Source organism: Butyrivibrio sp. XBB1001, from assembly GCF_000424505.1.
Classification (GTDB): Bacteria; Bacillota; Clostridia; order Lachnospirales; family Lachnospiraceae; genus Butyrivibrio.
Genome location: NZ_AUKA01000003.1, coordinates 300,629 through 315,231, shown reverse-complemented (window position 1 = coordinate 315,231; position 14,603 = coordinate 300,629). Strand labels below are relative to the sequence as shown.

Sequence of the window (14,603 nt, the reverse complement as noted above, 5' to 3'; positions counted from 1 at the left end):
ATTCAGCGACGAAATGAATCGTCAAACAGTTTCTGTCCAATACTCCTTGTTCATTGAAAAAGCCCTGACAAAGCTCTTTGGAAGCTTCTTGTAGTTCCTGCCTAGCTTGTAGCCCAAAAATCTGCATCCACACATTACAATATAGTGAGGAATGAGATAGGACTTACCAATATGTCTAAAATGCTGAACTGTCTGTCTGACCATCTTCTTGCCCTCTGACTCAGAGCTGATTCCGCCAAAGATTTCCTGATGATCAGTCTGGGATACGCCAAGATCAAAGTTTCGATGGAACTGCTGCATACAAGTATAATTGTGGGAATGAATAACTCCAGCCTCTGGAACATAGCATATTGCATAACCCTTCTTGCAGGCATTTCCGGCATAAACCATATCCTCATTAAAGATAGTCTTGTGAGTAAAGCCCCCAATCCTGTCATAAATGTCCCGCCTGTACATAGCACAGACATTTGAGCAAAAGTATGTCTTGATGCCAAGTTTCTCAACGTCCTTCTGAGTTTTCTTCATAGGCTCATTGGGATAGTTGAATTTCCTGCTGTATCTCTCAGCAAGATTACAGTCCGTCTTGGGGTACTGCCTTGCATAAGCTGCCGCAACATCGCTATCAAGAGCCTTAGCAAGACTTGCTATAAGCATCTTGTCCTTGGGAAATGCATCCTGAGTCATCATCAGAAAGAATTCTGCTGTAGAAAGAGCTACTCCCTGATTTCTGGTCTCTCCATGATCAAATTCACTCTTGGCTACATGTCTTACAATTATATTGTCAAATTTCTCCAGAGGGTTCTCTCTACTGGATTTAATCAGTTCATCCCAATAGTGCTCCTCAGTGTTCATGATAATAATATGTTCAGGTCTTATAGACTGTCTCTCCAGGTCATCAATCAGTCTGAAAAGTGATATATCTGGTTTGTAGGTGGGTATAATGACATCTACAGTATTCATAAATTCCTCGCAAAAAATTAAATATTGTAACGAAAAGGGGCACGGGTTGCAATAAACCCTGCCCCTATAATTTTATCAAAAAATGTCCCAATAAGAAATAACGACACGACTCTTAATTCAAATAAGAGCTTGTATCAGACTTGATCTTATCGCTGTACTTCTTAACATCCTCAGATACTGTATATTCAGAATCCTCAAACAGGAACTGATGCAGCCACTTTACATTTGATTCAAGATCAACTGCAACTACGCAGCTTCCCTTCTTACCAATTGTACCTGTTGCACGCATTGATTCCTCTGGGAATCCATTGTTATCTACTACTTCGTAATTAGCAATATTCTTAAGAAGAGCAAGGATCTCCTCCAGGTCAAGTGATGTGTAAGTCTCACCAAACGCCTTGTTGGCAACTGTCTCAAGCTGTGAATAGCTCATGCCCTTTGCCTTCTCAAGGCAAGCCATAAGAACTGTTCTCTGTCTCTCAGCTCTCTTAAAGTCATCTCCAGCAGTGTATCTGATACGGCAGTAAGCTGTTGCCTGAAGGCCATTAAGTGTCTGAAGGCCTGCACTCTGAACTGGTGTGTAGTTAAGCTTAAGTTCCTGCGCCATAGTAGCCTGGTAGTTGTTAAGGTGAGAAATCTCAGCATCTGTTACCTCGATAGGAACACCGCCAAGAGCATCAACAACATCTGTAAGTCCTCTGAATCCGATAGTGATAAAGTCCTCAATATCCATATCAAGGTTCATGTTAAGCATTGAAATAGCCTGCTCTGGACCACCTTCAGCATAAGCTGCGTTACACTTAGTGTACTCGTCATTACTAAGGTTAAGATAAGTATCACGGTATACTGAGCAAAGCTTCACATCGCCATTGGAGTTATTGATAGATGCAATGATAATGGTATCTGTTCTTGTCTTTTTGGTAAGCTCACCCTCACGGGAGTCAACACCAAACAGTGCGATGTTGGTATAGCCCTTCATCTCCTGGTTCTCAGCAACACCATCATTGATACTCTTATTGATAACTTCTTCATTCATGTTGACCTTACCAACCTTAGTAACATCAACCTTGAAGAATACCTGATATGCAGCAAACAAAAGAACGCAGGCAACTAATATCTCTGAAATTACAAGAACAATTCCAAGTGTCTGATTCTTTTTCTTCTTGCCACCTCTTGATCCGCCATTACCAGATCTGCTGCCCTGTCTGCTACCTGATGGGCGGCTTCCAGAAGGTCTAGATCCACTCCTGGAGCCAGCTCCTGAACGTGATCCGCCACGTGAAGCAGTAGCGCTTCTCTCATAACTCTCAGACGATCTTCTACGAACTGGTCTGTCATCGTAGTCGTAATCATCCTCGTAGTAATCACGTCTTCTATCATCTCTGTATCTGTCATCTCTTGAACTTCTCTGTGATGACCTTCTATTATCTCTCTCGTAATACTCGTCGTCACGATTTCCCATGAATATAACCTCCCAACAAAATTGCAATAATAAAGGTGATGTGAAAAATCCACACCACCTTACATTTTGCCACAACTAATTAAATAACGCAACGCATATTAATATGCATTTTTATTGACAAAGCCATATCTGATGGTTCCCAGAATGATCTTTATGTCAAAGAGCATTGACCAGTTTTCTATGTAGTAGATGTCATAGTCAATTCTTTTCCTGATAGAAGTATCACCTCTGTAACCGTTTATCTGAGCCCATCCAGTAAGTCCTGGTCTAACCTGATGCTTGACCATATATCTTGGAATCTGCTCCTTGAACTTTTCAACAAACTGAGGTCTCTCTGGCCTTGGTCCCACAAGACTCATCTTGCCAAAGAGAATATTAAAGAACTGGGGCATCTCGTCAATACTTGTCTTTCTAAGAAAGCCGCCAACCTTGGTAACACGCGGATCATTTTTGGTAGTCCAGCCCTTCTTTTCCTCAGCCTCTGTCTGAACCCTCATAGTCCTGAATTTGTACATCATAAAGGGTTCGCCGCCAAGGCCGATTCTCTCCTGCTTGTATATGATAGGTCCCTTACTGCTAAACTTAACCGCAAGCGCCGCAGCGATCATAATAGGTGAAAAGAGAATTATAGCGATCAAAGATCCCACAATATCCACAAGTCTCTTCGCAATCCTGTTAAAGGAATTAGTAAGAGGCACGTATCTAATATTAATAACAGGAAGTCCCTGAACATCCTCAGTATATGGATTACTAGGGAAAAGAGACTGATAATCAGGAATGAACTTGGTATGAACACCTGATTTCTCACACTGGGCCACAAGTTCCTCAAGTATATCGTAATAGTCAAGGGGAAGAGTGATCGTAATCTCATCATAACTTCCAACAGACAGATAATCTCCAAGCTGATCTATGGTTCCAACAACCTTGACTCCGTGATAGCTGGTATCAATAGGCACATGGTCATCCAGAATTCCTGCAACATCGTATCCCCACTGCGGATTTTCCTGTATTCTGCTGATATAGCCTTCCGCAGCTCTTGAATATCCCACAAGCAGAATATGCTTGATATTGTAACCCTTTTTCCTGATGTACCTCAAAAGCTGCCTGAGAAGTCCATGCGCAACCGTGGTAAAAATCACATTTATCACAGCAAACATAGCGATCATGGTTCGGGAGAAGTCGTTTTGTTTGAACATGAACAGGAAAACCAAAAAGCTCAAAACGCCGATAGCATTGGCCTGAACAATGTCGATAAACTCATCCCAGAGCTTAAGCGCACGCCTGGAGGTGTACAGATTTACCATGTAATAGAGCAGCAGATATCCTGGCACCAGAAAATAAAGCGCAGAAAAATAGGTCTCCATCGAAAGACGGCCACCTGGATTTCTATCGCCGAGGAAAGATTCAAACTTGATATAATAGGACAGCATGTAAGAACCGGCTACTATCATCCCGTCCACCACTACATGGGCCCTATTTAAATGTGTCTGGTTGTCTTTGATCATCTATATGCTCCAAGCTACCAGCGCCTTCAGACAATCCTCTTTATCAGATTTATCCACAGCTCAAACTGCATCAAAATGCTGTAGCAAATCTGCCTTGCGCCAAAGGTAACTCTTTTATCGTAATTATTTATAATCTTGGAAAAACCTTTAGAAAGCCCCTTAATATGAGCTCTCCCCAACCCTTTTCTAAGATAAAAAACATGCTTAATTATAACACCTGCCACAAATAATGGAAGGTTAATAATTATCTGCAGTATATTCATATTCTTATAGATAAAGTATAAATTATTGGCTGCAGTCAGTTCAACCTTAAATGCGTTGTGCCTTGAACCGCTAGAAGCGCTGCCAACATGGTATACAATAGCCAAAGGCTCCATAACATTAACATAGCCAAAAAGCCTTGCTCTATATCCAATATCCACATCTTCAAGGTAGCAAAAATGCGCCTCGTCAAAATAGCCAATTTCCTCAAATACCTCTCTCCTGTACATGGCAGCCCCGGCACAGGCACTGGTAATGCAGGCCCTTCTGGAGTAGCGCTCCAATGGCTTATCCTTGGAAGGTGAAAAAGCCCATCCGAGAGCGCAGTAATAATCACCTGCGTCATCAATATTATGAGGTTCCTTTATCTGAAGCATCTTGGCCTGAACGCTGAACACCCCTGGCTTATGGTCAAGGACTGTGCCCAGAGCCTCAATAACGCCCTCATCGCAGATGGTATCATTATTTAAAAGAAATACATATTCCGCCTTTGTCGCCTTGATCCCAACATTTACAGCATTGGCAAAGCCTGTATTCTCCGGCAGACTCACAATCCTTACGCTTGGGAAATCTCTTTTTACAAGTTCTATACTCCCATCGCTTGAGCCATTATCCACAAGGATTATCTCAATATCCCTGTAGCTTTGCTTCTGAAGGCTTTTAAGGCAGTCTGTGAGATATTTTTTCCCATTATAATTGGGGATGATAACTCCAACTTCCTTCATTATTTTACCCTTTTAACGGCCCTTGGATCCCATACCACCCTCAGGCCTCTTCTTTTCATTTCTTCCCCGAATCTGACACTCATCTCCACAATAGCATCTGGAGTAAAAGAGCTAAATCCATCCGCAGTACTTACCTTGCCATCAAGGGTCCCGTCCAGAGCACAGATATATGAATTCTCATATTTTACCCCTGTTATCTGTTCATAAACAGGAATAAGATCTTCTCTAACTGCTATACATCTAACGTCCACCGCATAGCAGTCCTGCTGCAGAACAGCTCTGTGCTGCAATCCGCCGCTATACCCTTCAGGAAGCCCTGCATACATAAGGCTTTTATCCTTAGTATAAGCGCCGCCTGCAATTCTTCCCTTTTTATTTAGAATTTTGCCTCCAACGCAGCCCACATCACTTCTGCAGGAATAAATATTTGGAACATAATTTATCCTGTAAAATCCAAGATGAGGAAGAGGCTCAACCTCAGCCTTTATCCTGTATCTGTTGCACAGATCCAAAAGAGCCTTTTTGCCAGCCTCATAGGCATAAGTCTTGCTGGCAGGATTGGCCGCTGTAGAAGCGCTATGGCACCTCCAGTGATATAAAATCTTTCCAATGTGGACTACCTGGCCGGAAGCCGCTGGCATCTCAAGAGTTGCCTCAGCGCAGGCCCTTAAAAATAAGTCAAAGTCCTGAGCGCCATCATAAGCTTTTCTGAGCTTTAGTCTTCTTATGACATCCGCCCTCATAACTGTGAAATGGCAGATATAATTATTGGATAAAAGAAGATCCATATTAAAGCCTGGCTTTATGTGAGGCTCAACATATTTCCCCTTGCTATCATCAAATTTATCTTCATCAGAATAAATAAGCCTCACAGGACAGCTTTTGTACACTGAGAGCTTATTCTGCTTCATGCTCTTTCTGATCACTCTTGAAACCTCATAGAGCGCATCAGGAGTAAGGAAATCATCATGGTCCAAAAGACCTATGTAATCCCCTGTTGCTTTCTCAATACCTTTATTGGTATTCTCTGAAATCCCAGCATTTTTATCAAGGTGATAATACTTGATCCTGGGATCCTTATCCCCATACTCCCTGGCAAGATCAAGGGGCTTTGGAGAAGCATCTGCTAAAATAAGCTCCCAGTCGCCGTAGGTCTGATTTATCACCGACTCGATCATTTCCCTTAAGTACTTTTCCGGAGTATTAAAAAGAGGAACCACAATGCTAAACATCGCCAAGTTCCCCGCTTTTGCAAGGAGTTTATACTCTTCCCTCTGCTCGTTTAGAGCAGCCTCATTACAGGGCACAAACTCATATTTATTTTTTATTTTATCTGAAACACGTTCAAGGGCTGCAAAAAATGCGGCCCTTGTACCATTGCGTTTCTGATATGCAATTGTCTTACGGACCGCATTTATTATTCCCATAACACCCTTTTCAAATAAAGATCAGCCTATAACTGCCTTTACAGCATCTGTAAGTTCATTCTGAAGCTTCTCTGCATCAGCAAGGTCTTTACCCTTAACTCCCATGTAGAATTTGATCTTAGGCTCTGTTCCTGAAGGTCTTGCACAGCACCATGCGTCGTCATTAAGAGCAAAGTAAAGAACGTTAGAGGTTGGAAGACCTGTCTCTCCCTCTTTGCCAGAAGCCATATCAAGAGTCTTGCCAGTCTTGTAATCTCTAAACTCCTCAACAGTCCATCTTCCGAACTCCTTAGGAGGATTCTTACGAAGTTTGTCCATAAGAGCTGCGATCTGCTCAGCTCCCTCTTTACCCTTCATTGTGATGGAGTACTGACCTTCCTTGTAGTAGCCATACTCTTCGTACATATCAATCATTGCATCCCATACGCTCTTGCCCTGCTTCTTGTAGAAGGCTGCAAGCTCGCACAGCATCATTACTGCAACAACAGCGTCCTTATCTCTTGCGTGAGTTCCTGCAAGACATCCATAGGATTCCTCAAGACCAAATACATAATTGTATGACTGACCATTCTCTTCAAAGAGCTTGATCTGCTCACCGATATACTTAAATCCAGTAAGAACCTCGATATAATGAAGTCCATACTTCTTGGCAACAGTCTTGGCCATATTTGTTGTAACGATAGTTGTTACAAAGGCTGGATTAGCTGGCATTGTACCAGTTGCCTGTCTCTCTCTTAAAATGTAATCTCCAATGAGCATTCCGGACATATTTCCTGTAAATGCCACATATTCGCCTGTCTTTGTATCCTTGGCATAAATTCCAAGTCTGTCTGCATCAGGGTCAGTTGCAAGTACAATGTCTGCATCCTTCTCTTTTGCCAGCTTGAGTGCTAGCTCGAATGCCTTAGGATCCTCTGGGTTAGGATAATCAAGTGTAGTAAAGTCTGGATCTGGAAGTTCCTGCTCTGGAACTACAAATACATTCTTGAAACCAAGCTCCTTGAGAACTCGTCTTACAGGAAGGTTACCTGTGCCGTGGAATGGTGAATAAACGATAGTGAACTTCTCAGCCATCTCATCGATAACATCCTGATGAATGATCTGCTTCTTAAGTTCAACCATGTACTTGTCATCAATTTCCTGACCAAAAGATACATAGAGCCCCTGGGCAATAGCATCTTCCTTGGACATTGTCTTAACTTCATGGTAATCAGTGATAGCAACTACCTCTGAAATAATTCCTGTGTCGTGAGGTGGTGTGATCTGCGCACCATCCTGCCAGTATACCTTGTATCCATTGTACTCTGGTGGATTGTGGGAAGCAGTTACCATTACACCTGCAATACATCCAAACTCTCTAAGAGCAAAAGAAAGCTCTGGAGTAGGACGAAGAATATCACTTACATAAGCCTTGATTCCGTTAGCTGCAAGGCAAAGAGCTGTCTCATCGGCAAACTCTGGTGAAAATCTTCTACAGTCATATGAAATAGCAACGCCCTTCTTGGCAGCATCTGGTCCGCCGTTCTTCTTGATGTAGTTGGCAAGTCCCTGTGTAGCCTTACGAACAACGTACTTGTTCATTCTATTAGTACCAGCTCCTATAACGCCACGAAGACCGCCTGTACCAAACTCAAGCTCTCTATAGAACCTGTCCTCAACCTCTGCCTCATCATTTCTGATGGCCATAAGTTCCTGTTTGGTCTCGTCATCAAAATAAGAATCATTAAGCCAGTATTCAAGCTGTTTCTGAGCATCACTCATAATTATTATCCTCCTCGTCCTCGGTTAAAAACCTTATACATTTTGAATTATATCATATTTTATGCATTTACTGCGTTCTCAAGCTGGAATAGCCCTCAACATTTAAGCTGAAATCACTTCTATCCAGCGAGAAGTTCGGATTGTAGTATGGATCGCCTTTATCAAGCACTTCCTTCCACTTTGTGCGGAAATGCTCTGACTCTTTCTCATAGCGCTGTGCATTCTTGCCCTCAAGATCAAGTCCCCTTGAAAGAGACTCATAATGAAATAGCTCTGCAAAAGGAGTAAATACATTAAGGTACCCTTTTTCGCGAAGCTTTAAGCAGAAATCCACATCATTGAGACTTACTTCAAAGGTCTCATCAAAGCCGCCAACTTCATCATACTTTTTGCGGCTCACCATAAGGCAGGCACCTGTAACTGCGCTCACATCCTGAGCATAGCACAGCCTTCCCATATATCCAAGGTTCATGCCAGCCTGGCCATAATGTGAATGACCGGCAGTTCTGTGGGCTCCAAGCTTTAGAACAACGCCTGCATGCTGGATCTTTCTGTCAGGGAAATACAGCTTGCCGCCAACGGCTCCAACATCTTCTCTCTGAGCATACATAAGAAGCTCTTCCATCCAGTTTACGGTAATAACCTGTGTATCATTGTTCAAAAGAACTATGTACTCACCGCTTGAGCATTCTACTCCGTAGTTCACTACCGCAGAATAGTTAAATGAAGGCTTGCTGCCATCTGCGTTAAGATGAGCTCCGTTCTCGTAAAAATCAACTACCTTGACTATATCTTTTAAGGCACCGTTTTTAAGTTCTTCATAGTAGCCCTTGATTTCTGCTCCAGTGCTGCCGTTTTCCACAACAATGATCTCATAATTGTCATAAACCGACTTCTCAAAAATAGAATCTATGCAGCGCTTTAAGTCCTCTGCGTGCTCGCAGTTAGGGATCACTATAGAAATCTTGGGAGTTCCAATAACTTCATAAGTAATCTTAAAGATTGTCTCAAAAGCCCTCGTACTTGTAATCTTGAAGTGATCATAGCCATGGCGTCTTAAATGATCTGCCACAGCCCCTTTTGCTGCCTCAATTGCATAAGGCTTGGCGCTGATACTGGAGGCTACGCTTCCTGCATGGCTTCTCCAGTAATACAAAAGCTTTGGAACATGGACTATGTGCTGTGCTCTGTCAGTGAGTCGAAGGATCATATCGTGATCCTGGCTTCCGTCAAACTTAGTCCTAAAGAGCTCTGTACCATCTAAAAGAGTTCTCTTAAACACACTAAAGTGGCAGATATAGTTGTTGGCTCTAAGATTATCAATAGCATAATCAGGCTTAAAATGCATGGTTATCATCTTGTTGATATCATCACCCTTAAAGGTTGTCTCATCACAGTAGATATAATCAGCATCTTCCTCATTTATAGCCTTAACATACCAGTAAAGAGCCTCTGGATGAAGGATATCATCATGGTCAAAAAGACCTATGTATTCGCCCTCTGCCATCTCCAGACAGTGATTAGTGTTTCCGGCAATTCCCTCATTCTTTTCAAGCTTCATATAAGAAATCCTTGAGCCGTCCTGAAGCCCCCTGGTTCTGTCTTTAAAACGCTCAAGGCTCTTTAAAGCCTCTTTATCCTTGGTCTTATACTCATCAACTATAGTCCTTACAAGCTCAACATGCTCACTGTCAGAGCCGTCTGCAAGGCACAGCTGGAAGTTACCATAGGTCTGGTACAAAACAGACTCTATCATGTCCCTCAAAAACTTCTCAGGAGTGTTGTACAAAGGTACTAGTATGGAGATAAGTGGCTCTTTTTCGAAAACCGTGCTCTCCTGGGCTTTTCTCGTCTCATCACTTGGAAAACTCTCTGTTCCATAATGAGTCATGGCCTTTTTTTCAATCTGCTTGTACTTGATCTTGGCAATAACGCCTCTAAGTGACCCCTGATTTCTCAAGCGGTCTCTTTGTCTTATCACAAAATGCATTGCATTTCTTGCTGGTGTACTTGCCTTCCAGATAGGATTATTTTTAATCCTGTCCAGCTTAAACTGAAGCTCCTGATTCTTGTCCTCAACCTCAGCAAGTCTTTCAGCCAGATCTGCACTCTTTAATTTTTCTCGCTCATAAGCGGACTTATAATCAAAATCGTCCTGCATATTCTTCTTTCCTTTATTTTATTATAAGTACGTTAGGGACCCAGTTAACAAGCTTCGTCCTTCCCGTCCTGTCTATTGCAAGCATTCCTATCTGGTAAAATCCAGGAGTCAGCACTCCCTTTTTGATTTTGAGCTTATAGCCTGTAAGATCAACATTTACCTGATCCTGCAGCCTTACTCTGATGTCAGGCCTGTACCAGGTATATAAGGAGAAGCTGTAGACCTTTGAGTCCACAGGGCCTGCCCCGCTTTCATGCCTCTCAACCCTTCTAAGAAGCAGCTTTTTGTCAAAAATAGCATTGTCAGAGCCAATTACAAAACTATAGCCCTTAAGATAATAGCCATCATCGACTCCATCTGCCACTACGCCATAGAGCCAGTTATCTAAAGTTCCGTTATACTCACAGCCAACTCTCAGACACTGATCTTCCCTTGCGCCTTTGATTCCCTTGTCGTGGATCGTAACGTTTGAATAAGGAATATCCTCAACAGGCGTGTAATCCTCTCTAGGGATAATGGCAGAAATAGTCTCATCCTCTGTCAGATGAGGGCTATAGAAAGGATCAACATTGTATAGATGTGAATGCCTTCTCATAAGGGTATCTCCCTCAACTGCAAGCCTTTCCATCTTCTTGGGATCCATATTATCAAGTCCCCTTGAAAGAGACTCATGGTGCTTTAAAAAGATATGATTACAGCATACGTTGTAATAGCCCTTTTCAAAGATGCTATAGCAAAAATCCACATCATTAAAGGCGACCTTAAGCTCTAGCGGAAATCCTCCCACATCATTAAACTTCTGCCTGCTGATAAGAAGGCAGGCTGCTGTAACGCCTATATTGTTATGGATTCCTCTGTTATATCCAAAGTAGTGGCTCTTATTGTCATGCATCTTCTGCAGCTTGTGAACAGGGCCACGCCTTACATTGGCGATACCAGCATGCTGGATAAGGTCTGTATCCGGATAAATAAGCTTGGCGCCAACTGCCCCGACATGACGAAGCTGAGCCTGAGATACCATCTCACGAAGCCAGCCTTCCTTGACGCACTCGATGTCATCATTCAGGAAAAGAAGATACTCTCCCTGAGTATTCTTGGCACCCTTATTACACATAGCTGAGAAATTAAATTCATCAAGCTTGTAGAGATAATTTATTCTGGTAAGCCCGTTCTTTTTGGGAATCTTACCAATGAACACTCCATATCTTACACGGTTCTTGGCTTCACTACCATTATCAAGAACCACAATGTCATACTTTATCTTGTCACTCTCACTTGTAGTCTCAACAATTGACTCAAGGCAGCGCCTTAAGACCTCCGGATGATCCTTGGAGGGGATGACAATACTAACTGTAGTTTCCTTTTGCAGCATATGCCTTGAATTGTGGAAATGACGCCCATAAAAAACATCCTGCTCAGGATTTCTATGAAATAAAACCTCCCTGATATGTCCAATTGGGAACTCTATTCCAGTTCTTTTCGCAAAAGCATGCTCATGAATAGCCAGCATACAGAAAAGAACATCCGCTGAAAGCAAGGATGCTTCTAATCCCACCTGTTCAGGTGAGTTCTTTTTATTGGCAGTGCCACCAAGCATTCTGACAGCACTATCATATTCACTGGAAGCCTCATGCATGGTTCTTGCCCTGCATGCAAAAAAGCTACCAATGTAAAAAGCATTCAAATAAGAATCCGGAGACCAGTCTGGCTTAAAATACGGATGAATGTATTTGCCCTTTTTGCCAAGCTCATCCTCATCTCCGTAAACCACATTGTGCTCAGGATGAGCGATAAAATACTGTTTGACTACTTCTGTAGCTCTTTTTGTAAGCTTACCCTTGGGACTTACAAAAAGATAAACCGCATTCTCATCCCCTTCATCATTCCCAACTTCCCATATCTTGGCATATGGAATGACCTTGACCTTGGGCTCAGGCAGCCTATGTGGAATCACTTCTCCTGTTTCTAAGGTCTCATAGCTAATAGGAGCCTCTACCTTTATAACAGGCTCTTTCTCCTTGGCATGTTGCCACTTGTCATAGGCTGATGACTTGGCATCTACCATTTTGTTGTATTTAGTTATTCGCCTGTTTGTAAGAACTGATTTAACAAAGCCCCCTGACATATCCCCTTTTGTCACTCCTCTTCGTCTCTATAGTAGCGCTGCTCGCGCTTTTCAATTATCTTTCTGCTTATCTTCTGCAAGATTCCTTCCTTATGCTCAGTAGCTGCAGGCGTATCATCAATAGTAGCCACTGCTGCCTCTGCTGCATTCTTGGGAAGAAGCGTCATAATAAGCTTAACACACAGGTGATTTCTCTCCTGAACACTTAACTTGTCGCTTGTAAGTCCAAATTCAATATTCGGATCGTCTGTATCAAAGATCATGGAATCATCAGAAATCCAGTTACCATTTACAGGGTGAATAGACACATCTGAAACACTGTCCGCAAAAGCTTCCCCATTCCAGGTGGCACTTACAATTGTCACAAGACATGGCGCGAAAGCCGGATCAATTCTGACTGTCTTGCACTTTGCATCAACTCTGATATCAAGGCTTACAGTATTCTTCTCATCATACTGCTCCTCTGGGAAAATAGAATCCTCTTCCGAATATCCATTGCCCTCATCTAAATAAATCTGAATACAGTCATCTGGTCTTGCTGCCTGGCTTGTAGCTGCAAGTTCCTTGGGAACAAGAACCTTTCTGCCTATTTCCTTCCAGATTTCAACCATAGATTTACGGTTTCCTGTAACATACTTCTGGAAAGCATATTCCTCATCTAGTAAGACCTTGGTATCCTCTTCGGTAAGTCCCATACGCTCGTAAACAGGCTTGGGATCGAACTTTTCTCTTTTCCTGTCTTCTAATCTGTAGCAGTAAAGAGCTCTCCATACCTGCTCCTTGGCAGGGATGCACTTACCATAGGTCCACTCATAATCTATTATAGTCCAAATAGGCCCATTTACCATAACATTGGAAAAAATAAGGTCATAGTCGGACACCGGATAATCAGGCTTATAGTCTATCCTCTTGATATACTCATTAAGAAGAGCATTAAAGCCGTCCATGTCATCCTTGTCAATGCACTCATCAAGAAGGGATGCCAGTGGAACCCCGTTGACAAAAGAGAAAATGGCACAGCCCTCTTTTTCATCAAGCTGACAGTCATTGATCTCAAGATCTCCACCTTTATACTTCTCAACAAGGCCTGCATATGCATCTCTAATGCCGAAAACGTGCTCTTTTGCTGCCTCTGTAAGAGGGAATTTCTTTATTATCTTTCTACCTGTTCTGCTAATGGCAATATCAGTTCTGATCTTGAATTCATCAACTCTGTCGTTACTATACTTACTGTAGATAGTATCAAAACCAGGTCCCAGGATTACTTCAAAGGAATTGGCAAAATCCGGATACATGCCATCTCTTACAAGTTCCTCATAGGCGTGCTTTTCATTAAAAAGAAGCATCCTGTCTCTGTCATAGTTTCTGACATTATCCTGAAGCTCTCCAAATCCAGGGAGATAGTAGTCTGAATGAAGAAGTGTCATCAGCTTGTAATCAGGATATGGATAGTAAAAGTGGTAGTCATTCATGCCACATTTTTTGAAGATATTGATAAGACCATTTCTAGTAAAGGTCTTGGCCACGCTATCCTCGTTGTAGCCCTCGATTCCTGAAAAGTAGGTTCCAAGATGATCCTCGGCGCATCCTGCAAGATACTTAAGTCCCATCCTGTTTTCAATAGCAATGACAATACGTCCATCCTTTTTAAGGTGACGCTTCATCATGCGAAGGAACTTCTCATAAGGATTCTCAGTACCAATGTACCCTTGTGCGTACTCAAATACACCAATCAAGAAGATATAGTCAAAATCCTTAGGAAGATCTGGCTCCACATCTCTGAAATTTCCAATATGAATTGTGACATTATCGCAGTCCTGGTTTCTGGTTGCATTGATCTCAGAGCGTCTCCTTGAAAGATCACAGGCTACAACCTCTCCGGCCTTCTGAGCCAGCATCCCTGTAATAGCGCCGCATCCAGAGCCAACCTCTAAGACCTTGGCATTTTTAGCCATAGGGATCCACTCCACAATATTGGCTCTCTGCTCAGATAAATGATAGAGAATAGGCCAGTTGCCCCTTTCCTCAATTACCTGTGGATACTCTTCTTTTTTATATTTTTTTACAATCTCAAGAAGGTCGTTCTCTATAGCTCCATCACTATAAAGATCAACCCCGGAGTAATGCTTGAAATTCAGTGTAACGTTACCAATCTTTATCTCTTCCTGCATTTGTTCGTTCCTCACAAATGCTTCGCACGTAATTCCAGTTGCCTT

At 42.5% G+C, this 14,603-nt stretch carries 9 protein-coding genes; all 9 read right to left on the bottom strand.

Features of this window, described 5'->3' with window-relative positions:
- Window positions 1-21: 21 nt before the first annotated feature.
- Entirely contained in the window at window positions 22-960 is a 939-nt protein-coding gene (locus G631_RS0106410) for a glycosyltransferase family 2 protein (protein WP_026488745.1), read from the bottom strand.
- Window positions 961-1,072: 112 nt separating this feature from the next.
- A complete protein-coding gene (locus G631_RS0106405; protein WP_026488744.1) occupies window positions 1,073-2,422 on the bottom strand; it encodes an LCP family protein in 1,350 nt (449 codons plus the stop codon).
- Window positions 2,423-2,520: 98 nt separating this feature from the next.
- Complete coding sequence (locus G631_RS0106400; RefSeq protein WP_026488743.1) at window positions 2,521-3,927, bottom strand: undecaprenyl-phosphate glucose phosphotransferase; 1,407 nt, start codon at window positions 3,925-3,927, stop codon at window positions 2,521-2,523.
- Window positions 3,928-3,953: 26 nt separating this feature from the next.
- The gene (locus tag G631_RS0106395) at window positions 3,954-4,913 is read right to left on the bottom strand and encodes a glycosyltransferase family 2 protein (RefSeq protein ID WP_026488742.1); all 960 of its coding nucleotides are present in this window, start codon (window positions 4,911-4,913) and stop codon (window positions 3,954-3,956) included.
- Window positions 4,913-6,340 carry a glycosyltransferase family 2 protein gene (locus G631_RS18310; protein ID WP_051196940.1) on the bottom strand — a complete coding sequence of 476 codons (1,428 nt, stop codon included), beginning with the start codon at window positions 6,338-6,340 and terminating at the stop codon, window positions 4,913-4,915. Before G631_RS18310 ends, G631_RS0106395 begins: the two co-directional genes overlap by 1 nt.
- A gap of 21 nt (window positions 6,341-6,361) precedes the next feature.
- Window positions 6,362-8,101: a phospho-sugar mutase gene (locus tag G631_RS0106385; RefSeq protein WP_035789385.1), complete on the bottom strand. Its 1,740-nt coding sequence runs from the start codon at window positions 8,099-8,101 to the stop codon at window positions 6,362-6,364.
- Between the two features lie 67 nt (window positions 8,102-8,168).
- Window positions 8,169-10,262, bottom strand: coding sequence for a glycosyltransferase family 2 protein (locus tag G631_RS18305; RefSeq protein WP_035789384.1), 2,094 nt, complete (start codon window positions 10,260-10,262; stop codon window positions 8,169-8,171).
- A 13-nt stretch (window positions 10,263-10,275) separates the two neighbouring features.
- Window positions 10,276-12,402 (bottom strand): glycosyltransferase family 2 protein, encoded by a 2,127-nt coding sequence (locus tag G631_RS0106375; RefSeq protein ID WP_026488740.1) that lies wholly within the window; start codon window positions 12,400-12,402, stop codon window positions 10,276-10,278.
- Window positions 12,399-14,558: an SAM-dependent methyltransferase gene (locus G631_RS20640; protein WP_081671262.1), complete on the bottom strand. Its 2,160-nt coding sequence runs from the start codon at window positions 14,556-14,558 to the stop codon at window positions 12,399-12,401. Before G631_RS20640 ends, G631_RS0106375 begins: the two co-directional genes overlap by 4 nt.
- Window positions 14,559-14,603 lie beyond the last annotated feature (45 nt).